We start from the raw sequence: 23,766 nt of genomic DNA on the forward strand, positions 1-23,766 counted from the left end.
TATGGCTTCGATTATTAGACATGGTCCGGCAGGCTCGTACAAATCGAGTTATGCCATTTGGTTTGAACTGCTGCCAGCTCTCCGTCAGGGTCGAACGGTTGTTACTAATGTTGAGGGAATGAGAAGTTTAGAGGAAATCGAAAGCTCATTAGGCGAACGTTTCCCATTAAGTGCTCGTATCTTTCGTGTTAGCTCTCAAACCACCAAGGGGAAAAAGTTGTGGCAGCACTGGTTCAACTGGTGCCCTCTTGGTGCGTTTATCCTCATTGATGAGGTTCAAGATATTTTCAATAAGACTCAGGGGTTTAACGCTGACAAAAACTTGTATCTTGGTGTTGAGCACTTCTCTAGTGATTTGCCGGAGGATTACGTTGATTACTATCACCGTGTTCGTGCCAAGTTCAAACCTGATGACGTATACGTTGATGATATTGGTGAGCGTATTGTTGATGAAAGCGGTAATGTTGTTATGCCTGCCGACTTTAGAGAATCCTTTCAGCGTCACCGTAAATACAACTGGGATATTGTTCTTTGTACGCCAAACATCAAATCACTGGGTGACGAGGTTAAATCTGTTTCTGAGGCTGCTATTGCTCATAAGTCTCGTGATGGGATTCTCCCATGGTCTAAACGTAAGACGCGCTTGTTTAATCATGACCCACGTTCGACAACGGTTAAGCCAACAAAAGATGACGCGGTGGCTGTGGAAAAGATACCCGTAGAAGTTCACCTACTCTACCAATCAACGGCAACGGGCTTAGCGACTAAATCAGGCGTGTCTAGACCGCTTTGGAAGGAGCCTAAATTGATTATGGCTGGAATCGCTTTGGCTGTTGGCCTATCTACCTTCTTTAACGGATTAACTGAGGTTGTTGGGAATGATCCTAAATCTGATATCAATCAAGTACAAAATACAAAAGAAACTGAAACCGCTACTCATGCCGCTGGTTTATCTCATCAAGAAGTTGGCTTGGATACCAAGCAAGTTGTCAGTCCTAATCAAAAAGTTTCTAACAGTCTTGTTCAAGTATCTTCTCATAATGTTCTGCATCAGATGGGTGTTCCGGTTCGTTCTGGTCATTCTCTAAACTTCGATTTTCCTATACCAGTAAGTGAACTTTACGTATCTTCGTTAGTGACCAAACACGGTAAGATTTTCGATGAGCACTTAGTTACTCTTGAGGCTGTTGGGGTTGATGGCCAAGAGCATTACTTTAATTCACTCACTCTTGAAAAACTTGGTTTCGATATCGTTGTTATCGATGATTGCATGGTGGTGATTAGTTATAACGGTGTGAAAGATTACGCTTTGTGCCGTTCAAAGATTGTTCATGACAATTACAGTAATGAATCAATGGAAGTGGCTCAGGTTGAACAGGTCGATATTTCCGAAGAGTTGACGATATTTTAAATGACGCACTAGCCCCGCAGGGATAAGCGAACACGATAATGCTAAGGGGTTGATTTAGGTTGTTGAGCGATAAGTAGCGAAGCGTAGCAATGTTGGAGAGGAAATCGAACTCCCTTCATCTTGCTAGGCGTTCTTAAACTTTGGCAGGCTTTGCTAAGTGTAATTGGGTGGTTATAGTTTTACTCGGTGATACGCTGCGCCAAAGTTTGAACGAAGTGAGTCTTTCGGTTCTGCCCCAAATCGTCTAACACTTACTCTTGCAGAAGACCGGAACATATTTTGCCGGTCAATTCATGCTATACAGAAAAAATCTGCATTTAGTGATCTATGTACGGAACTGTAGAACATAAATAATTGTTAGTTAAGGTAAAAAAGATGTACCGTTTACGTCATTAAGATACTAGACAGAATAAATCTATATTTCAGTACAGAATTATTCTGTCTGATATAGCTGTCAGCCATCTAGGAGGAAAATTGGAAGTCCCTAGTCGTTTATATAAGTATATGAGTGCTAATACAGCAAAATTGGTGCTTGAATTTCAAAAGCTTCGTTGGTCCTGCCCAAGTTCATTTAACGACATAAATGAACTGCAAAGGATGCCTGCTTTTAAACCTTCGATTGACGCATCTAAGGATGAGTATCTAAAAACTCTTATGAACGTTGCATATGAAGGGTTGCAATTGAATAAATCGCTTTCACCGGACTCTAAGGGCTTAGTTTCTCTTATGCAAATGACTAAAAGTCAGGGAGTCGGTAAAGATACACTGTATCGGGAACTTTCTTCACTTGAGGTGAATTTGTCGAGTTTGGAAGAGAACCTACGCGAGGAAACTGAACGTTATAACAACGGTGCCTTACGTATAATCTGCTTATCTGAAGATGAAAATAACGAAGTTATGTGGGCTCATTATGGAGACAATCATACTGGCTGTATGTTTGAGTTTAAACATATTGAAAAGCTAGACACACCTTTTCAAATGGCAAAAAAGGTAACTTATACAGACAGTACGCCTAATCTGGGCTCTGCTTTGGACTTCTTACTGTACGATGAGCGTCAAGAGTTGCTTGCCAAAACTGCTGATGCAATTTATTACACCAAAACTGCAAAATGGGAATATGAAAAAGAGTGGCGAGTGATGACACGCCGTCCTGGGGAGGATAAAAAATACAGTGACTTTGAGTTTTATAAAGAAGAGTTGGTATCGGTGACTTTCTCAGCTCGAATTGCCGATGAAGATCTTACAGATCTAGTTAGTTTAATTGCGGCTCACTATCCACAATGTAAAATGTATAAAATTCAGTCGGTTAAAGGTAAAATTGAGCGTGTTGAGTTCGATGGCTAACAAATAATTTAAGGGTGGTGCTATGTCAGAAGGTAAGAACGGAAACGATAAGACCTGCAGTACAGTTCCAAAGATACGAGATTACACTTTCCTCCAAAACCTATTGCTTCTGTGTTTTGGCTCGTTGATTTTTGCCGGGATCACCGAAGCTTACAAGAGCGATCTAACTACGGATAAAAGTTTGGTAAAAGAATATTACCGTCCACTTCGCGATACCGCAACTACATGTACACCATTACAAAATCAGCTATTTCTAAAGCATGGAGAATTAGCAGGTATTTATCAGCTTGTGTTTGATGAATTTAATCACATGCTTGCTAACCCTGAAATAGCGAATAGTCGAGATTATCAGATTGTTCCTATATCCGTAATGAAGGCGCAATCAAAAGCCAAGACAGAGTTACAACAATTGAGTGAACAAGTATCGAAGTGCCGAGGAGAGGTTTATCAAAAATACGAGGAACTAGCTTTAGTAACAGGCACTTACAACGAATATAAAAAGTTATCTGAAGCTCACTTTCAAATTCTTAATGATGGGCATAAAGCTAAAAAGGCTGCGGTTCCACAAGAAATAAAAGAGATGGATCCTAAAATATTAATGCAACTGATGAGAGACCTTACTAGGCTAGACTTATCAACAGATGAAGCAAAGACGTCATATAAGAACCATATGGATTCGATTGCAATACCTGTTATTGAATACGAGGTTGTTAAAATGGAATCTGAGCAATCAGCATTTAAAGAAAATCAACGATTCCACAAAGAAGTAACATCTATCTTCTTAAATGAAATAAGCGTACGCAACTCTCCTAGTATACTCAGTCGTTTATTTTAAACAAAACAAAGCACTTAAGAGTGATTCCCAACGCTTAGCATTTTTCCTCTACTTCAATTTTAGTGTTGATAGCAAATTACTTTAGGATTGGGTGGTAGCGCTGCTCACCCCTTAATGTGGCGCTGTACATCAGAATTCGTCTTCTCCTTCTAATTCGTCTTAATACTCTAGTGAGTGAATTGCATAATAATCAACATCACTTCCCTTTCAAGCCTCAAGCTATCAGTGGGGCTTTTTATACTTTTGCTGTTTTTCTGTTCACAGCTTCGCGTGAGTCGTGAGAGCTGAACAGCGAGCGCGAAGCTGTGCGCAGCAACCCCCGTGTTGTATCACGGGGGTAAATTCGACCTAACTATCAACGTTTATGCAACTGCGTAAACTATTGATGTATAATACTGTCCTTAAATAAACAAGCGGTTTTCACTAGTTTTAATATAAGGTTTCGCTGCATGCTAAAATTTTCTGCGTGGCAAAAAGGTTTGATTTTTGTCCTAACTCTTGGCGCAATCGTTGCCATTTCGGTTGTTCAGATTATCTCCGTGGATTCTACAACAAAGACCGAAGCGACACTTTTTAATCTCTTACAATTCTTCTTCTCACTATTTTTTGCTTGGTTTTTGTCATTATACTTTGGTGAGGCTCAGTTTGCGGCGTCTCAGAAAAAATTCGCTATTGGCGCATTTCGCCGTATAAAAGAGATTGAACGGACAATTAACCGTACTCAGAAATATGTCACTTACCTAGAGCGCGACGAAAATCCTATAACCAGAGCAAAAATCATTGCCGTTAACGGTGGTTTAGATGCTATGAAAGATACTGTAGCGTCATCAATTGCCGATTGGAGTGACATCATTGGTGATGAAATTGAAATCACTAGAGAACTAAACAAATTAAAGAACTTGCGTTCTGCGGACGAAGAAGCTCACCAAAAGGTATCCAACGACAATATATCGACTGAAAACGAAGCTAAGATATCTGAACTAAAGAAAGCTTTGCCTGCGGAATTAGTGAGTGAGTTTGAAATAGATGAAGAAGATAGAGCTATAGCTGCGCTTGAGGCTCTTAATGACAACTTTCACGAAAATAACAAGCTTTTACTGAGTGGTTTTTGGGAATCCGATGCCGGTTTTGCAAATAACTTATCCGATATATCTGTTGGACATCGAGTTTTCGTGGCGAAAGGTATTGCGGGTCAACGTACAGGTGCACTGATAGTCTTTAATGATAAAGATGAACAAGTAGCGGTTCTTACAAACGCATGCTATGTCCCTGGAGGTTCTTATGATGACTTTGTGGACGCTATTGAGTTGTTTTATGATCGAACGTTGGTTCCAAAATGCTTTGGTGGTCAACCTCTGACAGCAATAGTAGAAAGTATCGAAGATTACGACCATGTTTCAGAACGACATCACTTAACAATATCGATTGAACAGCAGCCTATGCACCCAAGCACTTACTCGTTTATCTAAGTAAGCTCGCGAAAGCCTACTTTATTCGCTACGATAGCAAAAAGCCGAACCCTCTCGATAAAGGTTCGGCTTCTTTCTCCTTGATATGACCAAAAAGGAGGACTGACTAATTCATGTTAAACAGGATGGAGCTTCGCGCCAGTCAAAGTAATCGTATCAGCAATTAGCCATCTTGTTTACTTGTGTGCTTTAGACTTTGAATAAGCATTGATAAAACCATACTTTTCTAATCCTATTTCTTGATATTAGCTATCGCTCTAGCAAGGCCAAGTAAGTGTGTTGAAGTCTTAATCTCTAACTCAGATTGAATCCCCAATAGTGCAATCCCTGCTAATATTTGTTGTGGCCTTACTACTTGGCCTGTTGGCAGCTCCATCCTGTCGTATAACATTTTGAACTGCTCCCAATCTTCACTAATGCTTAATTCTCGACCTTTCGCCATTCTCATAAGCCTTTTACACTCGGGAGGTATTGGTTTCCCCTCATCCCAACCTGTGACTGTTCTCACAGTTTTAAAACACAGTTCAGCAACCTCTTCCTTGGTCATTTGGCACTCTAACTCTCGAAAAATGTAATTCTTACTCATTTCGCGATACTTCAATGATAAAACCTCTAAATACAAGAGGTTGCACTGATTCAAGGAGATATGCTCGATTGAACATAAGCAGACATAATGCGAAGTTATACACATTAAAATCTGAGAGCTTTACGAGTCTTATCCCTGGCAGATTTTACCTACAGAACCACTAAACTTCTTCGTTTAAGCAATTTTTGGATCTTGCTACACGTTAGTTCAATATACTCACGCCATTTTCATTACACCAGTTAAAAACTTTGATGCTCTAAACCCAGCGTCTGTCATAAATCACCTATAGCTCGTTACAGTCGCCCGCCAGACTATTACGTTGTTTAACTACGAAAAATAAATTCTCAACTGATTCTAAACACTGAATATTTTAAACGTTCAGCTCCTAACAGCTTACAAACGATGACTACGAGTCCTTTGTGTAGACTTTGTCAGTAATTCTGTTTTTCAGATTTCACACACGCGATCATGTTAACTACAAAGAAAATCTAGATGCTTGGATTTATGCGTTGTGGCTCTATGACACTTGAGATTGATTGTTTCTAGCTTTACTGTTGATATTCCGAATACACTGTAATCCCCACATTTAATCTCGCTCTGTAGCAACCTGCGCTTGGTACTAGCTTTGAATTAGAACTACCGAAATTTTAAGTCCTTACAGTTAGCTATTACCATATCTTGTTTATCACTAGTGTAAGTTTGCCTCAAACAATTCAGGTGTTTGTTTAAGGTTATTTCCCCACGTTCAACTCGATTTACTCACTGCAGATATACACCCCACAAAGTGACAACGTAATGATATCAAATTCAAATTAAGAAACAGTTTGCTTTGCGGCCCGCTACTTAGCGAACTCATAAAGGCCTTAGATTGGCTATAAAGACAATAAACAAATCCACTTAAAATTAACTGTACATATATACAGTTAAGTTTCAATCCCCGTAAAAACAGTACTCACTGAGTAAATTACATTCAAAATCAATGCCCTGCGTTCAATTTTAAACTTGATCTTGGTCTAATAGCGCAGTTTCCTGTATAAACGTCAATTCTAGAACAGTTTTAAGTATCGCAATTCCAACAATGCTCATACTCTAATTCTCCGATTGCGCCAACTCTAGGGCACTGCGTATTAGGTTCGAATCACGTGTATGGATTAACATCATGAGCGACAAAGCATTGCGTAAACACAACATATTTCTCTCGATTTTTTGCCTAGCATTCACCCTAGTGTCGCTACTCTCTTTTGATAATATTATGAACAAGAGCTACGTCATAGAACCAGACAAATACCTTACGCTGGTTAACACAGACCGCATCCATAATGGTGTAACAGTTGGCTCATTACACAGATTAAAAGATGGTGTAGAGTTACAGTGTGACTTTAAGCGTATCTACAGCAAGCCATTCCGTGAAGTTGAATCCGTGCTATCTAAAAAGGCAAAGGTTTAGATCTCTACACGTATGATTCGGTAACCATTAACATGGATTACGAAGGACAAGATAGCCCAAGGTTTCGTTTTTACATTCGTAACTGCAACCAGGACTACAGTGTTACAGGCGATGCAATGTCGAACAAGCTCAATCGCTTAGACTTTTCGCTACCAGGTGCGAGCCACATCGACTTAGACTACTTCAACGTCCGAAGACAAGTCTCCTAATCTAGTATCTCATTCGAGCGACCATGAATTAAATTCCTTCAAGCCAAAGCTACACACTTAAGTAAACCACTATCCACCTCAATACAGACCGTACCCTCAGCTAATGCTTTCTGCTTCGCTTAAGTATGCGCCCCCTAGTCTAAGCAGCATTAGATACGCAGATCTGTCGTTGAGTATCTTAGTATCGCTGCTCGCCACGAACATTCCCCAACTGAAACCACAAAACCATACTCACTGAAATTGAGCTCAACCAATTCGCTAATGATTGAAGTCACGGCGTCACGATCGTTAAAAATTCTCGGATATAAAATAACTTACGACTAGCGACACAAATACTGACACCCAAAAACCCGAATGTTTAACTTTCACCTTGCGCTGTAATTTAATTACAAAAAAGAGCGAAGTCACCCCAAACAGTAGATCATTCTGAGTTAAGTCATTGAATATAGGAAGATTAGTAGAATATAGAGCTGTGTATTTTAGAACGGTATCACGGTTGTGAATGGCGGGACAATATATTGGCTTGCAAGCATTTCAGTTATAGTGCATTAAGGTGGTAAAAAAGAAGGGCTGACGCCCTACTCTTCTTTGTTACTCATTTCTTCACGAATTTGCTCAGCAACGATTTTGATAGCTTGTGCTGTGCTAATACCTTGGCTCATCATTTCTTGGATTCGTTCAACAGCTTTTTGTTGTTCTTCGTGAGAAAGGGTTGGTAAGTCGTTTAGCATGTTCTGCTCCTTTATTTAGGAGCAGAACTATATAAGGACTATTAGTAACTAGCAAGGAAATTGATAGATGCACCCATTGCGTTTTCGTTTGTGTAGTTAGCACTTAGATCTAGCTGGAACAAATTAAGTGGCGACAAGCCAATACCGGCTGTGATGGTTCCTTCTGAATTAGAGTACGCTAGGTTCTTGTAGTACCCTGCCCTCAGCTGCATTTGACGCAACAGATCAACTTCAGTACCGACACGAATCATCTGCTCGTTGTCTTCAAACGAAGTAAACTTTTCAGTCTCATTTAAATCGTAATCAACACTTAACGAGAAGTAGTCAGACACAATGCCAGCGCCAACGGTATAAACTGGCTCTAATTTATACGCATACTTGCCGCCAACTGAGTATCCGGGAGCGATATCTTTTGTTGAGTCTTTTGTTTCGATGTCTCGAGAGATCAAGTTAGTCGCTGCAAAACCAACTCTAAATGGGCCATAAAACCACAGTGCGCCTGCATCAACGTTAAACGTCGTGTCGCCATCGTCATTTTCTCGTACATCTGATAAGTCATAGTCGTTTAGCGACGCAACATAGTTGTACGTGTAGATGCGCTGTAATTTTGGTGAGATGCCAAATGATAAGTGCTGCCCCATAAAAGTTTGATATTTTGCTAAGGATATACCAACTTCAGCGACTCCAATTGAAACTGCTTCTACTGCCGAACGCTGTAAATTTTCCGCGTCATTTCCTGCGGTATACACTTCTGGTGTTACAAAACTTTCCGTATATGCTTTACCAAATATATTTGCAGCGACAAATTGATTTGGTAATGCGAAAGCTACGACACCACCTAAGTCAAAATTTGCTTGATTACCATCAAGTTTTTTCAACCCATCTGCAATATCTCTGCCTGATGCATCGAGTACAGCATCGATGTTCGATTTCATATCGTTAGGATCGTTGTATTTACCACCAAAACTTGGGGTAATCATACCCATGTCATCGTTACGACGGTAAATAGCGACCAATGCAGGGTTATAGAATGGAGCAGTTAGGAAGTTTGCAGAAACAACACCAACACCACCCATCGCATCACCACGCGCTTCAATAGCGTAGTTTGCTGCGGAGATAGGAAGACTGGCGAAAGCAATGGACGCTGCGAGTAGTTTAGTAGTTTTTATCATGCCGTTTATCTTTGTTAGATCCCTTATAAAGTTAACGACACAATTTTAAATTACTTTAACTCTTCTTCGCTAGAAATATCATAAGTTTTACTAATAGTTTGTGCTTGTTCTATCGCTATATCACCTTGCCAACGTGAATGAACCATAGAAACAACTAGAACATATCGGTCATTGGGCAAATCTTCGCTAGACAAGCTCATCGGATAATCGGACTCATAGCTCTTACCCCACACTTGTTCATACTGCTCGTCAATATAGTCGTATAAACCGACTTCTAACTTAGGTAACGGACAATATGGGTTAAGTAAGTCTTTCTTATCAATTCGCCATGTATCTTTAGATGCCCAGCGTACCTGCTGGCGCATCGAGACTTCACCCAAAACAATCCAAGTGCTCCAAGAGTTACCACCATCGCCTTTCACATTCAGGCGATATAAACCAGAATCCAACTGTGACGCTAGGTTATAACGCTTGCGGTACAAACTGACAGAGGCATTGTTGACCACTTCACTTTCTTTCATGAATTCACTATCGGAAGAGACAACCTTGTCTACCCATTTTTCGAAGGTGATATCTTGAATGCTTTGCTCAGATTCGACATCAATTGAAACTCGGAATGTGTCTCGGCCAGGGCTTTGAATAATGTGCCTTTTGACGACAACTGAACTTATCCAGTCAGGCAAAGTTTTTTTTGTGAGGGTTTTACCACAATCTTTGTCCAACGCTTGGTCAAACAATTCATTGAGGTGATTTTCTCGAGATTGAGATGAATTGCTTTGCCAAACTTCCACTAAAGAATCAAACATCTGTGGTAAATCATTATCCAACAAATGTTTATGTACTTGAGTAAGAGCATCGCTGCTTTTAAACCAATCTGCTGCGTGTGCGATGTTTACGACACTCGATAGCATTAATAGTGGAAGTAAGGCTTTTTTCATTACGCTTTCATCTTATAGCCAACGCCACGTAGCGTTTCGATCTCTAGACCCGGTAGCTTCTGTCTTAATTGCAGAACATGCGTATCTACGGTACGAGTTGTTGGGAAGTGGTTGTATCCCCATACGTGATCAAGTAATTCGTCACGTGTAAATACACGGCCTAGGTTACTTGCCAAGAACAACAACAGATCAAATTCCGTACGTGTTAGCGTCACTTCTTGCTCATTGAAAAACACTTCACGCGTTGCCTTGTCGATAACAAGGTTTTGAGCGATAACTTTTGATGCGTCCTGCTCTTCAGCATCTGGCAGGCGAAGCTGCGCACGAATACGAGCAAACAGCTCAGCTTCTGCGAATGGCTTCGTTAAGTAATCGTTAGCTCCTGAATCTAGGCCAGCTACTTTGTCTTTTACTGTAACCAATGCTGTCAGCAAGATTACAGGGATATCTTTCTTCTTTTTCCAGCCTGGAAGTGAATCTACTGAGTCACCATCAGGAAGTTGACGGTCTAGGATAACTAGGTCCGCTTGTTCCCAATAGCCTTCAACTTCAGAGATCAGTTCAGCATGTAAACATTCATACCCAGCTTGCTCTAGGCTAACTAATAGGCCATCAGCTAAATTCTTATCATCTTCAACGAGAAGCAATGTCTGTTTCACAAGGTATCTCCAAAATAAATGTTGTCGGGGGGCCGATTAGCGTCATGTGACCGCCCATTTTTCCGACCATAGATTCTACTATCGTCAGACCTAAACCTAGTCCACTCTTACTAACGAATGGCTTTCTTAGTTGCCCCCAGTCTTTGCGGGACAAGTCTCCATTATCTATAACTTTGAATGTCAGCTTCTTGTCAGAAGTATTCAGTTCTAGTATCACTGGTGCGACACCGTATTTAACCGCGTTCCTGATCAGGTTATCGATACAGGTTCCTAACCAATATACGTTCACTTTTGCAGCAATATCTTGGTTGATGAGTAGTTCGATTCCAGGAGCGAAATCTTCTTCAACTTTGTACTCTAACCACTCTTGTACGCTTGGCACCCACTCTGTTGCAAGTGGTTGATTGTCCGACTGCAAGTAGTCTTTACTTGCCTCTGCTAACTGTCTTAAACGACGCGTGTCTTCACACAGTCGACGGAATTCATCATATACCGATTCAGGTAAGTGTTCGAACTCCCGTCTAAACCCTTCAACGGTCAATGATAAGCTCGCAATCGGTGTTCTCAGTTCATGGGTTAAAATCTGAAGAACCAACATGCGACTCTTTAATTCCTGTTTCTTACTGTTCCAACGGTATATCGCCCAACCTAGCACAAGCATGATGTTAGCGATCACCAAGATGAACATTGCGATCTGAAGCAGTTCAGAGTGATCTTCTATTTCCCAACACACGTTACCACGTTGGACGAAACAACTCTTACCTTCTGACGATAAACTGAAAGACAACCCTGCTACTGTGGCGTTTTCATGCCAATCAGATTCTGTGTACAGATAGTATCTGTCACCACGTTTAATCCACATCTCGTCGAGCTCGACAAACATGCTAGCACCAGCCAATAGCGCAGTAATAGCTTCGTTGTCCATTTGTTTCAAGCGAGACAGTAACTCATCATTTTCAGTATTCGGGCGCTCTTGAATATGCATGTAACGTTTCAAAGAGTCGAACTTTTCTGGGTACTTCTCAACATAACGCGCCGCATAAGAGCCTCCACCAGGGTGAATCAAACCACTACGACTAAACCAACGATCCGACAATTTAGTGCCCTTACACATCGCTCGCGTAAACACTAAAGGTTCAGTGATCAATGGGCTTAACGGCAACTTACCGCTACAAGTTTTTGATAACTGGTATAGGCGCTGAATATCTTTAAGTGGGTACTCTGCGGTTTGCGGCAGCATTGAAGAAGGCGTGATTAGGCGAGTTGGATAATCAGCCTGAAGCAATCGAATGTCATAAGATTCGATTGCCGTTTCATGATCAAATAGTTTGGTGAAGTTATCGATACGCTCAGGCAAAGAATCAGCAAACGCGTTTACTGATACTGATAACGTAGCGATAAGAAGAGTAAATGTTCTTTTGATGATCACAAACCAGCACAAATTCAAATAGAACAAACAAATATATACCATTCGCTTTCAAAGATAAATTTTAACCGCATGAAAAGCAGCGAGAATGACGGCTGACTGTCATTAAATTGACTTTAATACGCTCAAAGCGAGCGAATATGCTGGTTTAACGCATCGTAGCAAAACCATTTCGTCATCTCGATGGGGAAAATTAGTCTGCTCATATCCTATCTACATTCTAAGTATTTCCCCTCACTCAGTGGACACAAAAAAAGGAACTCAATTGAGCTCCTTCGTTTAGTCAGGTTTTACAAGCGACCATTAGAGGTGCTCTAAAATACCAAGACAGCTTTGCTTAGCATCGCCAAACAGCATCTGTGTATTTTCTTTGAAGAACAATGGGTTTTGTACGCCTGCGTAGCCCGTATTCATAGAACGCTTGAACACGATAACATTTTGAGCGTTCCAAACTTCCAGTACTGGCATGCCAGCAATCGGGCTATTTGGATCTTCTAGAGCTGCAGGGTTTACGGTGTCATTTGCACCAATAACCAATACAGTATCTGTCTCGTCAAAGTCATCGTTGATTTCGTCCATCTCAAGAACAATATCGTAAGGTACTTTTGCTTCAGCAAGCAGTACGTTCATGTGACCCGGTAACCTACCCGCTACAGGATGTATACCAAATCGAACATTTACGCCCTGCGCACGCAGCTTTTCAGTGATTTCGTGTACTGGGTACTGAGCTTGAGCTACTGCCATGCCGTATCCAGGAGTGATGATTACTGACTTAGAGTTCTTAAGCATGTCAGCTACGTCTTCTGCTGAAGTTTCACGGTGTTCACCTTGATCTTCATCGCCTTCAGACACTTGTACTTCCTGACCAAAGCCACCAGCGATAACACTAATGAACGAGCGGTTCATTGCTTTACACATGATGTAAGACAGAATCGCACCCGACGAACCAACCAATGCACCCGTTACGATAAGCAGGTCATTTGCAAGCATGAAACCTGCCGCTGCCGCCGCCCAACCAGAGTAAGAGTTAAGCATTGAAACAACCACTGGCATATCTGCACCGCCGATTGATGCCACTAAGTGGTAACCGAATGCGAACGCGATAAGTGTCATCACCATCAGTGCGAACATGCTGCCATCTGCTTTGACAAACATGACCATAAGCAGTGTAGAAACCACGATAGCCGCTAAGTTCCATTTATGCTTATGAGGAATGTTCAATGCTGATGAAGAAATCACGCCACGAAGCTTACCAAACGCAACAATCGAACCCGTAAAGGTTACTGCACCGATAAACACGCCAAGGAACACTTCCACTAAATGAATAACGTGCTCTGCATGAATAGCCGCAGGGTTGATAGACACTGCCGCCGGTGGATCGATGTAGCTGTTGTAGCCCACCAATACCGCAGCCATACCAACGAAGCTGTGCAGAATTGCCACCAGCTCAGGCATTTCCGTCATTTCAACTTTTCGTGCGTAGTGGATACCAATACCACCACCGATCACCATTGCAATGATGATCCAAACAATACCAGCTGAGTGAGGGCCGAAGATCGTCGCGATCAATGCGATAACCATACCAGTGATACCGTAATAGTTACCTGCACGTGCAGATTCCTGTTTCGATAGTCCAGCCAAGCTCATAATAAAGAATACTGCAGCAACAATATAAGCTGCTTGTACTAATCCTTCAGACATCTATTACTCCTTAGTCTTTACGGAACATTTCAAGCATACGTTTGGTCACGGTAAAGCCACCAAAGATATTGATACTTGCAATTAACACGGCAATAAAAGAGAGGAAAGTAACGACACCGTTGCCTTGTCCAATCTGCAATAGAGCACCTACCACAATGATCCCTGAAATCGCATTAGTAACAGACATCAAAGGCGTGTGCAGAGAATGGCTTACATTCCAAACTACGTAATAACCCACCACACAAGCAAGAACGAAAACGGTAAAGTGAGATAAGAACGCAGCAGGCGCTACCGACGCAATCCAAGCGAAAGCACCAACCGCAACGGCCATCCCTGCGGCTTTTTTGACTGGAGACGTTGGTTCTTCAACTTTTGGCTCAGGTTGCGCTGCTTTTGGCTTAGCCTGCTGCGGTTGAGCTGAAACTTGAATTGGTGGCGCAGGCCAAGTGACTTCACCCTCTTTAACGACTGTTACACCCCGAAGTACAACGTCATCAAAGTCGATATTGATTTTACCGTCTTTCTCTTTGCAAAGCAGTTTCAGTAAGTTCACTAGGTTAGTCGCGTACAGTTGCGAAGATTGAGTTGGTAGACGACCAACCATGTCAGTGTAACCGACAACCTTTACACCATTTGCCGTTATGATCACTTGATCCGCTACAGTGTACTCACAGTTACCACCGTTCGCGGCAGCAAGGTCGACAATCACGCTTCCTGGCTTCATGCTATCAACCATCGCTTTAGTGATAAGCTTAGGCGCAGGGCGACCTGGAATCAGCGCTGTAGTAATAATGATATCAACGTCTTTTGCCTGAGCTGCATAAAGCTCTTCCGCTTTCTTGTTGAACGCGTCAGACATCTCTTTTGCATAGCCATCACCAGCACCCGTATCTTCCTGGAAATCCACTTCCAAGAATTCAGCACCCATCGACTCAACTTGCTCTTTTACTTCAGGACGAACATCAAATGAACGAACAATTGCACCAAGGCTACCTGCAGCACCAATTGCCGCCAAACCTGCAACGCCGGCACCAGCAACCAGTACTTTCGCTGGTGGAACTTTACCTGCCGCTGTAATTTGACCAGTAAAGAATCGACCAAATTCATGCGCAGCTTCAACCACTGCACGGTAACCTGCGATGTTTGCCATAGAACTTAACGCATCGAGTGCTTGAGCTCTCGAAATACGAGGTACAGAATCCATCGCCATTACATTGATGTTACGGCTCGACAGATGTTCCATTAATTCAGGTTTTTGAGCAGGCCAAATAAAGCTGACCAGAGTGGCGCCATCTTTAAGTCGGTCTATTTCATTTTGAGTATCGTCAACGATTGGAGCGTTAACTTTAAAGACAATATCGGATTTCCAAGCTTCATCTGCGCTTACAACTTTTGCACCAGCTTCTTCATAAGCTGAATCCTCAAAACTTGCTAGCGCACCTGCTTGTGATTCAACACAAACTTCAAATCCTAATTTTAGAAGCTGTTCGACCGATTTCGGCGATGCAGCGACTCGCGTTTCACCTGCGAGCGTTTCTCTTGGTACACCTATCAACAAATTAGACTCCTTGTGTATCAATTTGTGATTATTATTCTTACCAAAGACCAGTTAAAGAGATCGCAGCCATTGGATACACCAATTTGCATAACTACTCTTTCGCTATTGGCACATGACTTATTCGTTTGTATCTAACGACAACTAATACTTCAAGCGTTTTGTTCAAAGAACAGAAAAAGTTATTACTTATAACGATTTGGATGGATTTTGAGCAGTTATTTGAGTTAAATGATGCACGCCTCGAATAAAGAGGTCAAACCACTTGCTAATAATCCTTTTAATAACAACTGACTAGCTATTCTTTGTCCCTAAAACTAAAAAGAGCTTTCAGCATATACACTGAAAGCTCTCTAAATTATGACTAGCATCAATTCTAACCCTAATTGGTTAGCTAAATATGCTGTCGCCCATTTGGTCTATGAACATTTGCGATTTCTTAAGCATCAATTCGTTGGCGTCTTCTTTGTTTGAAACAACGTCTGAACGAATAAAACGATGCGTTTTAAGTTCACCGTCAATTTCTTTCTCAATGCGTCCAGCAACACGGTATTGACCAGATTCAGCAATGGCATCTTGATAGATATTAAAACCCTTATATTCGACTGGCTCAATCTCTACTTTTTGCTCGGTTTTTTCTTTGCCACCAAATAATCTAGAAAAGAATCCCACGTTTTTTTACTCCTTCAATGACGTTACTACGACTAACCTATCACGACTGTTTACGATCCAACAATGGCTTTTCATACCATTGCAATTCTACGTCTTCATCAAAATTGTGTTGACTAAATATGATCGGCATATTGTCGTTACGATCGCGTCTTCTATCGTCAATAATCATACCTTCTGCATTTTTGACCGCGATCTCACTATTTCTTTTAAACAGAACCAGTTTGTCTTCAGGTAACGCGGAAAGAAAATCAATATCGAACCGAATATAGATGGGTTTTAGCTGCCCTAGTGCTAAACATGCGAGATCAGCCAGTTGCTCGCTAGTATAACTAGACACATACTCTTCAGTGGCTAAAACTTGCCCCACCAGCGTTTCCATATAGTTATGTACATCCACACTAATTTGCATACTACACCTCCGTTCATAGTCCAATGTAACGTTCAAACACAATTCTATTGAGCGACATTGAGATAAGTGTTTTTAACCATAGAAAACACTTTCACGTTCATTTTTAACGTAAATATTACACCGTTTTATAACCCAATATAATGGATATCGATTAACAAGCTCAGTTTTGTTAAGTATCTATAACGAATAATTAATTTCTCATATATACTATGTAGTTCGTTCTACGATTAATAGCAACTCAAGCACATATAAACATATGTTGCATCAAAAGCGACTTATGACCATGTTTTCGCGCTCAATTAAGCAAAATGCTTGGCAATCACTTATTTAACCGTATCCTACGTACAGTATTAATTAACAACATCATCATTATGGTTAGGCTCACCACGTAAATGGCATCATCTTTTGTAACGTCGAGCATGTTTCGATTTTGCTTCCCCTTATTTCTCCTAGCAATATTACTTACAGGCATGAACAACGTCATACTGGTGACGGATTCAAACTTAGGGTTTGCTAGCAACCTGCCATACATTCTATTGAGTGTAGCCGTATTGCTGTGCCACACGTTTAGACAAGGGCGCATGGCGATGGTTTCTGTCACTATGCTTGTTGCCTATCTTGTTATACAAGTCCGCCTACAACCCCCCTTGAGCACAGGAACCACATTATTAGAGCTCTCTCTATTAGCCGCCTTAGTCCCAGTTACTTGCCTGCTTGTGTATGCCTTCCCCGATACCGGTGTAAATTCCAAGTCGATGTTCTTATACGCGCTCGTTTTAGTCCTATTTATGATATGGGCGAAGCTGATCGTTTCTCACTTCCATGCCGGAGGTTTTGAATCATGGAGTGAAGGGCTACTGTTTACCGTTAGGGACTTTTCCAAACTACCTTTTGTGTTGGTTTTGTACAGCCTTTGCCTAGTTGGCTCAACAGCTATTTTGGTGTTGGTTTACAATCGCTCTATCGACGTTGTTGTCTATAGTGCGATTTTGTTGGCTTCCAGCACCTTCATCTTTTTCGACGTTCAGTACATATCAAGTACCATGTTTTCATTATCTGGCACCTTAATCATTTTCTATGTGATGTCTGCTAGCCACGATATGGCATTCAACGACCAATTAACAAATATCCCCGGTCGACACGCGCTAGAGGTTGATATGAAGCATTTAGGGCGCAAGTATTCAGTGGCAATGGTCGATATTGACCACTTTAAAAAATTCAACGATACCTATGGCCATGACATTGGTGATGATGTGTTGAAGCTTGTAGCCGGTATTTTGAAAGAGGCCACTGGCGGCGCTCGCGCTTATCGTTACGGTGGTGAAGAGTTCACAATCATTTTCAAAGGTAAGCATACCGAGCAAGTTGAAGAGCACCTACAAACACTTGTCTCTGAAGTACACAACTACGATATGACGATCCGTAATGCCATGGAACGACCGGATAACCATGATGAAGGAATTAAAAAGCGTGGGAAGAACGGACAATCGGCTGAAGTTGTTAACGTATCGGTGAGTATAGGATTGGCAGACAGCACAACCACAAAACACCCTGAAAAAGTATTGAAGCTTGCCGATCAAGCATTGTACAAAGCAAAAAAGACAGGCCGCAACAAACTCTGTATTCATAGCTAAAAAACAAAGCCAAGCTCTATGCATACTTGGCTTTATTTAATCGGTTATTTGGTGCTTAATGCTATTCGTTTTTAAAGATGAAGCAACTAGCCTTAATCTTGGTTGAAGAACAAAACTAGGCTACCACCCTTTAAGCTACTCCCGTAGTTGATCGTAAAACCGATGCCTACATTATCAACCCAGTCATTAAGCAGGTTGGGGTTCAACAACCAACCTACACTGCCCTCATAATAGGAGGTCGTTCACATAGGTACGACGGTATCTCCACCAATATCAATTCTCTTTATACTTGAGTACATGGAAGTAATGTTCTTGTCCCAACGTACTAAGTCATAAAAAATCTTTGCTTCATTAGCAATATACCAACCTTCTGGGTGACCAATATCGCCACCATTGACTTCTCCCCAACCCACACCATTAAAGTAATGCCAGCTGGTACTGAGTTTGTATTTAACCCAGCTATTCTTATCTTCGTAAATCAATTTTATCTTAGGCTCAACGATATAAGCCCAAGCATCAGTGTTGAGGTATACCCCTTCAAGTTGATCTACTATGATGGGCCCAGGTACGTTACCGCGATATTCATAGTCATTACGATAATATGATATGTGGTTACCAATCCCTGGATGAAAACTCCAATAACCATCAAGCTGGATGACATTCGAGAATTCAACATACCCAGAGATGACTGTCTCCTTTTGAAAATAGGTCACAGATGTAGATGAATAATCAACTTCATTCTCTGTGCGCAACGCAGACAAGCGAAGCGTCACCTCTTGATGGTTATCTTCAATAGTGGCAGGTAATTTGAAAGTATAAGGGAGACTGAGAGAAGCCATATTTTGTCTTCGGCTTACCGAGTCACTCGAACCGATGTCCTCATTGTCTAAACGAAATACTTCGTTGGGATCAACGTTATTAATACCAAAAGTGAATACGTCGGTGTCGTTAAGAAGCACGCTGGCTGCAAAATTTCGTTTTATCTCCTTCTGAATGAGATCAGATACCTCATTTGCAGAAGCAATACTGGGATCGGATAAACAGAGAGCAGGGCCAACCAGTGTCCAACATGAATTAGCCATAAAAAATGACTTTGATCGTGGCATGTCTTTAATCACTTAAACTACTTCCTAACTCAGTACTACTGAAAGTATAAATTCAAATTACCAAAAGAGCTCATCAGCTATCGTGAGTGCTCTAAAATATTACGTAGTATGTAGGTATTTCTTCCGCTTTGCTTAGCTTGATAGAGCGCTTGATCGACCTTTTCGTAGATAGATGCCAACGATTCCTCACCACTAGGCACAAATGACAAAACCCCTTGTGACGCTGTCACTCTATCAGAGATGCTCGAGTATTTATGTGCATAATTCATGTCATAAAGCGCTTTTTTAATTCGAATTGCCTGCTGTTCAGCAGCATCGCTGTCAGTGTCACTGAGGATAAGCACGAACTCTTCACCGCCGTAACGACCTACATACTCTCCAGCCCTTACAAATAGCACCTTCAAAGTATTGGCAAGGCCCTGAAGACACTTATCCCCTTGAATATGGCCGTAATTATCATTGTATGGCTTGAAGAAGTCTACATCGAGAAGTATGACAGTCATGGATATATTACGTCTTCCATGCCACGCTATGCTCTCTTCAAGCTTAGTATCCATATATCGACGGTTATATAACTTAGTGAGGCCATCTTCGTTGGCTTGTTGTTGCAGAAGTATATTAAGTTCTTCGAGCTTTGCAGTACTTTGCTTTAATTCTCGCCTCATGTGCGCTATACGCTGCATGGCTATCAGCTTCGAGTTAAGCACTACCTTGTTTACTGGTTTGATTAAATAATCATCGCCCCCAGCATCAATGGCTTTAGCGATCATTTCTGGCTCTTCATGACCACTTAGAAATATAATAGGTACCCATTCAGGGAATTGTTCGCGGATCTCGTTAGCGACTTCAAACCCATCCATTTCAGGCATACTTATGTCAAGTAATACAAGCTCCGGATCAAAACCAGAATAAACGCTCAGGGCTTCTTTACCGCTACCGACAGCTTCAACAATGTGACCTAGTTGCTTAAGTCGAATGGCAAGTTGCATTCTGTCTAGCTGAACATCGTCAACTAGCAATATGCGCATCGAAGATCCCTTTTCTATCATCGCACCACCTTTATCGATTGTTCAATATTCAAAGTAGCTCATTTTTGGCTTAAATCATGCCCTAATCTCCATATTATATTGACTTTTTTACAGAACTTTTTAGCATTGTTTCTTTTTAAAGAGAAATACTATGTCAGACGCTACAAACACAGAACAACAAGAAATCGATTTAACCACAATCTCTCCAGAGCTTCGTCAAGTTATCGAATTTGATGAAGTTCCAAAAGAGATGCACTTTATGGTTACTTCTATTCATGAAGTGTCTGAAGAATCAGTACGCGAAGCTTGGGACAGCCTTCCAGCAAGCGCGCAAAACGTTTTGGACAACTTCGAGCAATTCCACGCTCTAATCACTGTTAGCCAAGCTTTCGCTGGCGTGAACGTGATGGAAGAGTTCCCTACTCTTAAACTTCCTGAAGACATGACTGACGAGGAAAAAGAAGAGTACCGCGCTCAACTACTAGACCAAGTTCTACATAACTGTGTGAAAGACATGGTTAAACAAATCAAGAAAGCTCGTCGTGATGCTATCTTGAAGCGTGATTTTAAAGAAGTTTTCACTAAGTAAGCGATTTATCGACCTGTATTAGGTTGAAGGCAAACAGTGATAGTTATGAACAAGCCGCTTGTTGATTTGAACAAGCGGCTTTTCTATACCCACTGCTTTTTCTCATATTTACTTATCTGTCTTACCGTCAATACATCATGACGAGCTACTACTTCGTATTTTCACTCATACAGTGTGGATTAAAACCGAGGTTTATACCGTATAAAAATGACGCATGTTTCCATTCATGGAATCAAAATCGAGTTTTACAGTACCTTGAATTAAAAATTTCACAGTCAATTAGTGAGTAACCGCAATGTCTCTCTGAGCCACACTCACACCCTTAATTTGAGCGAATACATTTTGGCCTACTTTTAAATTCAGCTCATCCAACGCCCACAAAGTAATGGTTGCCCATAGATAACACCCAGATTCCAACTCTAACTCTACCGAGACACTTTGCTTGTTCGTGCCTTGTTGGTGAGTCTCTACGCTTTTAATCGTTACGGGGAGGATATTACGTATTGATGTACCTTGAGGTTGTTCTAGCGTAATTGAGACATCATTTGCCCTAACCTGGAGCCTAACAGCAGCTCCAATATCACTCGACACCTTTTGAACCCACAAAGACGTGGATTTTCCCAGCGTTAACCGAGATAAAGCATAATCATCACTATGTTCCACCAGCTTCCCTTCAAACAATGAGCTTTGTTCAGAGAAAGATTGCCAAGGCTGCATCGCACGTGACGCCCATACCTGTTCTGTCACACCAAATGATACGACCCTACCTTGATCGATAATCACTAAATGGTTAGCCAAGCGTAGAATCTCATTAAGACTATGAGTCACATAAATAATGGGAATTTGAACTGTTTCAGAGAGGTTTTCCAGAAACGGCATCACCTCACGCTTGCGAGGTAAATCAAGAGATGCCAACGGCTCATCCATCAACAAAATACTTGGTTTAGACAAGAGTGCTCGACCAATCGCAACACGTTGCTTCTCCCCGCCCGACAAACGCGCCGGATAACGATCGAGCAACGAGCTTAATGAGAGCAGCGACACGATTTGGTCAAAGTGCGCTTTATCTGTACCTTTAACACCGTATTTAAGATTCGCCGATACCTTCATATGAGGGAACAGTCGTGATTCTTGAAATACATAGCCAACATTACGTCTGTGCGTCGGTAAATTAATACCTTGCTCGCTATCAAATAGGGTTGTGCCAGAGACACTGATCAAACCTTTATCCGGTTTTTTAAGACCACTAATGGCGTTAATCAGAGACGTCTTACCCGCGCCAGAGCGACCAAAAATTGCCGTGATGCCGCTATTTGGAAGTTCTAAGTCGATATCAAAGAATGTCTCACCAAGCTGTTGCTGGTATTTCAGGACTAACGCGCTCATGCGTTACCTCCTAGGCGTTGTGCCGACTTTCTGTTTAACCACTCAGATAGCATCAATGATCCCAACGCAATCACAATGGAAATAGCACACAAACGCGCAGCTTCCATTTCAGCGCCTGGAGTTTCGATGAAAGTGTACATCGCTAGAGGAATGGTTTGAGTTTCACCAGGGATATTGGAAACGAAGCTGATGGTCGCACCGAACTCGCCAAGGCTTCGCGCAAATGAAAGCATGGTTCCGGTAATGATCCCAGGGATCATCAAAGGCAAGGTGATAGTAAAGAAAACTCTGACAGGAGAAGCACCCAATGTAGCTGCCGCCTCCTCAAGCTTACTATCAACCGTCTCTAAGCTTAAACGGATTGAGCGCACCATCAATGGTAAAGCGACGACGACACATGCCAGAGCCGCGCCTTTCCAACTAAAGCTGAATACAATACCAAACACATCGTTAAGCCATGCTCCTATCAGACCTTGTCTACCCATCATCACAAGTAGCAAATAGCCAATAACCACGGGAGGAAGCACTAAAGGCAGATGAACGATGCTTTCAACAATACTTTTGCCCACAAACTGCTTTTTAGCTAGCAGCCACGCTAAGCCAATCCCGATAGGGATAAGCCACAAGATGGCAAATCCAGCCACTCTCAAGCTAAGCATTAAAGCTTGGTATTCGTATTCCGATAGATACATCATTTAACGCACTTCAAAACCAAAACTATTCAAAATGTCCTTAGCTTTTTCACTAGTAAGGAAAGTATAGAAGTCTTGTGCGACCGCTTGTTCACTTATTTTCGCTACAGGGTAACGTATTGGTGTATGCAGCTCTGACGGGAATGTCGATACAAGATTCACTTCTTTAGACAACAGCGCATCCGTTTTGTAAACAATACCGAGCTTAGCTTCACTGCGTTCTACTAAAGCCAATGCCATACGAACGTTATTGCTTGGTGCTAATCGTGTCTTGACGTCATCCCAAACAGCCAGGTTTTCTAACGCTTCTTTCGCATAGATACCAGCAGGAACCGACATGGTGTTGCCAACCGCAAGCCTTTCATTATAAAGAAGTTTAGACCACTGCTCACCTTTTGAAATATCGATTGAAATTGCGTCTTCCTTTGGAGAGATTAACACAAGCTCGTTGTCACATAGATTTGTGACATTGTCACTAGAAACATAGTCTCGATCGACAAGATGAGTCATCCACTTTTCATTTGCCGAGATAAATATATCAGCTGGAGCACCTCTTTCGATCTGTCGTACCAATGAAGATGTGCTGGCATAGACAGGAATAACATCAACAGAATGGTTTTTCTCAAACTCTTCAACTAACAGATTAACCGCATTGGTCATAGACGATGCCGCATAAACACGTAGTTTCTCGGCAGCCAAAGCATGAGCAGAACTCAATGAGGTGGTTACCGCTACCGCTAAAAGAGTGACTAGTTTTTTCATTGCTC

General features: G+C 41.7%; 20 protein-coding genes and 2 pseudogenes. 7 read left to right on the plus strand and 15 right to left on the minus strand.

What is annotated here, in order from left to right:
• Position 1 precedes the first annotated feature (1 nt).
• The 4 genes from A3712_RS01685 (at position 2) to A3712_RS01700 (ending at position 5,059) form a co-directional block, all read left to right on the plus strand.
• Positions 2–1,411: a zonular occludens toxin domain-containing protein gene (locus A3712_RS01685; RefSeq protein WP_063522010.1), complete on the plus strand. Its 1,410-nt coding sequence runs from the start codon at positions 2–4 to the stop codon at positions 1,409–1,411.
• 474 nt (positions 1,412–1,885) lie between these two features.
• Complete coding sequence (locus tag A3712_RS01690) at positions 1,886–2,755, plus strand: DUF2971 domain-containing protein (RefSeq protein WP_231891752.1); 870 nt, start codon at positions 1,886–1,888, stop codon at positions 2,753–2,755.
• A 22-nt stretch (positions 2,756–2,777) separates the two neighbouring features.
• Entirely contained in the window at positions 2,778–3,590 is an 813-nt protein-coding gene (locus A3712_RS01695) for a hypothetical protein (RefSeq protein ID WP_063522011.1), read from the plus strand.
• A 449-nt stretch (positions 3,591–4,039) separates the two neighbouring features.
• Positions 4,040–5,059: a hypothetical protein gene (locus tag A3712_RS01700; RefSeq protein ID WP_063522012.1), complete on the plus strand. Its 1,020-nt coding sequence runs from the start codon at positions 4,040–4,042 to the stop codon at positions 5,057–5,059.
• Between the two features lie 232 nt (positions 5,060–5,291).
• Here the strand turns inward: A3712_RS01700 and A3712_RS01705 are convergent, their stop codons facing one another.
• Positions 5,292–5,660, minus strand: a complete 369-nt coding sequence (locus A3712_RS01705) for a phage protein (RefSeq protein ID WP_063522013.1) — start codon at positions 5,658–5,660, stop codon at positions 5,292–5,294.
• Positions 5,661–6,765: 1,105 nt separating this feature from the next.
• Between A3712_RS01705 and A3712_RS01710 the strand changes: the two are divergent.
• Positions 6,766–7,283 (plus strand): annotated as a pseudogene (locus tag A3712_RS01710) (GGDEF domain-containing protein); the annotation flags it as partial.
• A gap of 596 nt (positions 7,284–7,879) precedes the next feature.
• On the opposite strand, the gene A3712_RS26430 reads toward A3712_RS01710, so the two are convergent.
• The 9 genes from A3712_RS26430 to A3712_RS01750 form a co-directional block, all read right to left on the minus strand.
• Entirely contained in the window at positions 7,880–8,032 is a 153-nt protein-coding gene (locus A3712_RS26430; RefSeq protein WP_082856153.1) for a YoaH family protein, read from the minus strand.
• A 41-nt stretch (positions 8,033–8,073) separates the two neighbouring features.
• Positions 8,074–9,204 (minus strand): conjugal transfer protein TraF, encoded by a 1,131-nt coding sequence (locus tag A3712_RS01715; protein WP_063522014.1) that lies wholly within the window; start codon positions 9,202–9,204, stop codon positions 8,074–8,076.
• 50 nt (positions 9,205–9,254) lie between these two features.
• The gene (locus A3712_RS01720; RefSeq protein ID WP_063522015.1) at positions 9,255–10,142 is read right to left on the minus strand and encodes a DUF2861 family protein; all 888 of its coding nucleotides are present in this window, start codon (positions 10,140–10,142) and stop codon (positions 9,255–9,257) included.
• Positions 10,142–10,801: a response regulator transcription factor VxrB gene (gene vxrB, locus A3712_RS01725; protein ID WP_017632827.1), complete on the minus strand. Its 660-nt coding sequence runs from the start codon at positions 10,799–10,801 to the stop codon at positions 10,142–10,144. The genes A3712_RS01720 and vxrB overlap by 1 nt, the downstream gene beginning before the upstream one ends.
• Positions 10,776–12,248: a sensor histidine kinase VxrA gene (vxrA, locus tag A3712_RS01730; protein ID WP_063522104.1), complete on the minus strand. Its 1,473-nt coding sequence runs from the start codon at positions 12,246–12,248 to the stop codon at positions 10,776–10,778. The genes vxrB and vxrA overlap by 26 nt, the downstream gene beginning before the upstream one ends.
• Before the next feature lie 282 nt (positions 12,249–12,530).
• The gene (gene pntB / locus A3712_RS01735) at positions 12,531–13,928 is read right to left on the minus strand and encodes a Re/Si-specific NAD(P)(+) transhydrogenase subunit beta (protein ID WP_063522016.1); all 1,398 of its coding nucleotides are present in this window, start codon (positions 13,926–13,928) and stop codon (positions 12,531–12,533) included.
• Between the two features lie 10 nt (positions 13,929–13,938).
• Positions 13,939–15,486 (minus strand): Re/Si-specific NAD(P)(+) transhydrogenase subunit alpha, encoded by a 1,548-nt coding sequence (locus A3712_RS01740; RefSeq protein WP_063522017.1) that lies wholly within the window; start codon positions 15,484–15,486, stop codon positions 13,939–13,941.
• A 387-nt stretch (positions 15,487–15,873) separates the two neighbouring features.
• Positions 15,874–16,155, minus strand: a complete 282-nt coding sequence (locus A3712_RS01745; protein WP_004739144.1) for an HlyU family transcriptional regulator — start codon at positions 16,153–16,155, stop codon at positions 15,874–15,876.
• 40 nt (positions 16,156–16,195) lie between these two features.
• Positions 16,196–16,564 carry a late competence development ComFB family protein gene (locus A3712_RS01750; protein WP_063522018.1) on the minus strand — a complete coding sequence of 123 codons (369 nt, stop codon included), beginning with the start codon at positions 16,562–16,564 and terminating at the stop codon, positions 16,196–16,198.
• 392 nt (positions 16,565–16,956) lie between these two features.
• Between A3712_RS01750 and A3712_RS01755 the strand changes: the two genes are divergently transcribed.
• On the plus strand, positions 16,957–18,198 hold the full coding sequence (locus A3712_RS01755; RefSeq protein ID WP_063522019.1) for a GGDEF domain-containing protein: 1,242 nt from the start codon (positions 16,957–16,959) through the stop codon (positions 18,196–18,198).
• A gap of 92 nt (positions 18,199–18,290) precedes the next feature.
• On the opposite strand, the pseudogene A3712_RS01760 reads toward A3712_RS01755, so the two are convergent.
• Positions 18,291–19,304: pseudogene (locus A3712_RS01760) on the minus strand (Solitary outer membrane autotransporter beta-barrel domain).
• Positions 19,305–19,381: 77 nt separating this feature from the next.
• The gene (locus tag A3712_RS01765; RefSeq protein ID WP_063522105.1) at positions 19,382–20,332 is read right to left on the minus strand and encodes a diguanylate cyclase; all 951 of its coding nucleotides are present in this window, start codon (positions 20,330–20,332) and stop codon (positions 19,382–19,384) included.
• A gap of 151 nt (positions 20,333–20,483) precedes the next feature.
• Between A3712_RS01765 and A3712_RS01770 the strand changes: the two genes are divergently transcribed.
• On the plus strand, positions 20,484–20,921 hold the full coding sequence (locus tag A3712_RS01770; protein WP_063522020.1) for a DUF3069 domain-containing protein: 438 nt from the start codon (positions 20,484–20,486) through the stop codon (positions 20,919–20,921).
• A gap of 279 nt (positions 20,922–21,200) precedes the next feature.
• Here A3712_RS01770 and modC read toward each other — a convergent pair whose 3' ends face one another.
• From modC to modA, 3 genes are read right to left on the minus strand one after another with little or no spacing between them, the layout of a single operon-like run.
• Positions 21,201–22,307: a molybdenum ABC transporter ATP-binding protein ModC gene (gene modC, locus A3712_RS01775; RefSeq protein WP_063522021.1), complete on the minus strand. Its 1,107-nt coding sequence runs from the start codon at positions 22,305–22,307 to the stop codon at positions 21,201–21,203.
• Positions 22,304–23,002: a molybdate ABC transporter permease subunit gene (gene modB / locus A3712_RS01780; protein WP_063522022.1), complete on the minus strand. Its 699-nt coding sequence runs from the start codon at positions 23,000–23,002 to the stop codon at positions 22,304–22,306. The genes modC and modB overlap by 4 nt, the downstream gene beginning before the upstream one ends.
• Entirely contained in the window at positions 23,003–23,761 is a 759-nt protein-coding gene (gene modA, locus A3712_RS01785; RefSeq protein ID WP_063522023.1) for a molybdate ABC transporter substrate-binding protein, read from the minus strand. It lies immediately after the preceding gene.
• Positions 23,762–23,766 lie beyond the last annotated feature (5 nt).

This window comes from Vibrio sp. HI00D65 (assembly GCF_001635455.1).
Taxonomy (GTDB): Bacteria; Pseudomonadota; Gammaproteobacteria; order Enterobacterales; family Vibrionaceae; genus Vibrio.

Coding starts and splice junctions, on each gene's coding strand:
- A3712_RS01685 (WP_063522010.1), top strand. CDS start 2: ATGGCTTCGATTATTAGACATGGTCCGGCAGGCTCGTACAAATCGAGT.
- A3712_RS01695 (WP_063522011.1), top strand. CDS start 2,778: ATGTCAGAAGGTAAGAACGGAAACGATAAGACCTGCAGTACAGTTCCA.
- A3712_RS01700 (WP_063522012.1), top strand. CDS start 4,040: ATGCTAAAATTTTCTGCGTGGCAAAAAGGTTTGATTTTTGTCCTAACT.
- A3712_RS26430 (WP_082856153.1), bottom strand. CDS start 8,032: ATGCTAAACGACTTACCAACCCTTTCTCACGAAGAACAACAAAAAGCT.
- A3712_RS01715 (WP_063522014.1), bottom strand. CDS start 9,204: ATGATAAAAACTACTAAACTACTCGCAGCGTCCATTGCTTTCGCCAGT.
- A3712_RS01720 (WP_063522015.1), bottom strand. CDS start 10,142: ATGAAAAAAGCCTTACTTCCACTATTAATGCTATCGAGTGTCGTAAAC.
- pntB (WP_063522016.1), bottom strand. CDS start 13,928: ATGTCTGAAGGATTAGTACAAGCAGCTTATATTGTTGCTGCAGTATTC.
- A3712_RS01750 (WP_063522018.1), bottom strand. CDS start 16,564: ATGCAAATTAGTGTGGATGTACATAACTATATGGAAACGCTGGTGGGG.
- A3712_RS01755 (WP_063522019.1), top strand. CDS start 16,957: ATGGCATCATCTTTTGTAACGTCGAGCATGTTTCGATTTTGCTTCCCC.
- A3712_RS01765 (WP_063522105.1), bottom strand. CDS start 20,332: ATGCGCATATTGCTAGTTGACGATGTTCAGCTAGACAGAATGCAACTT.
- A3712_RS01770 (WP_063522020.1), top strand. CDS start 20,484: ATGTCAGACGCTACAAACACAGAACAACAAGAAATCGATTTAACCACA.
- modC (WP_063522021.1), bottom strand. CDS start 22,307: ATGAGCGCGTTAGTCCTGAAATACCAGCAACAGCTTGGTGAGACATTC.
- modB (WP_063522022.1), bottom strand. CDS start 23,002: ATGATGTATCTATCGGAATACGAATACCAAGCTTTAATGCTTAGCTTG.
- modA (WP_063522023.1), bottom strand. CDS start 23,761: ATGAAAAAACTAGTCACTCTTTTAGCGGTAGCGGTAACCACCTCATTG.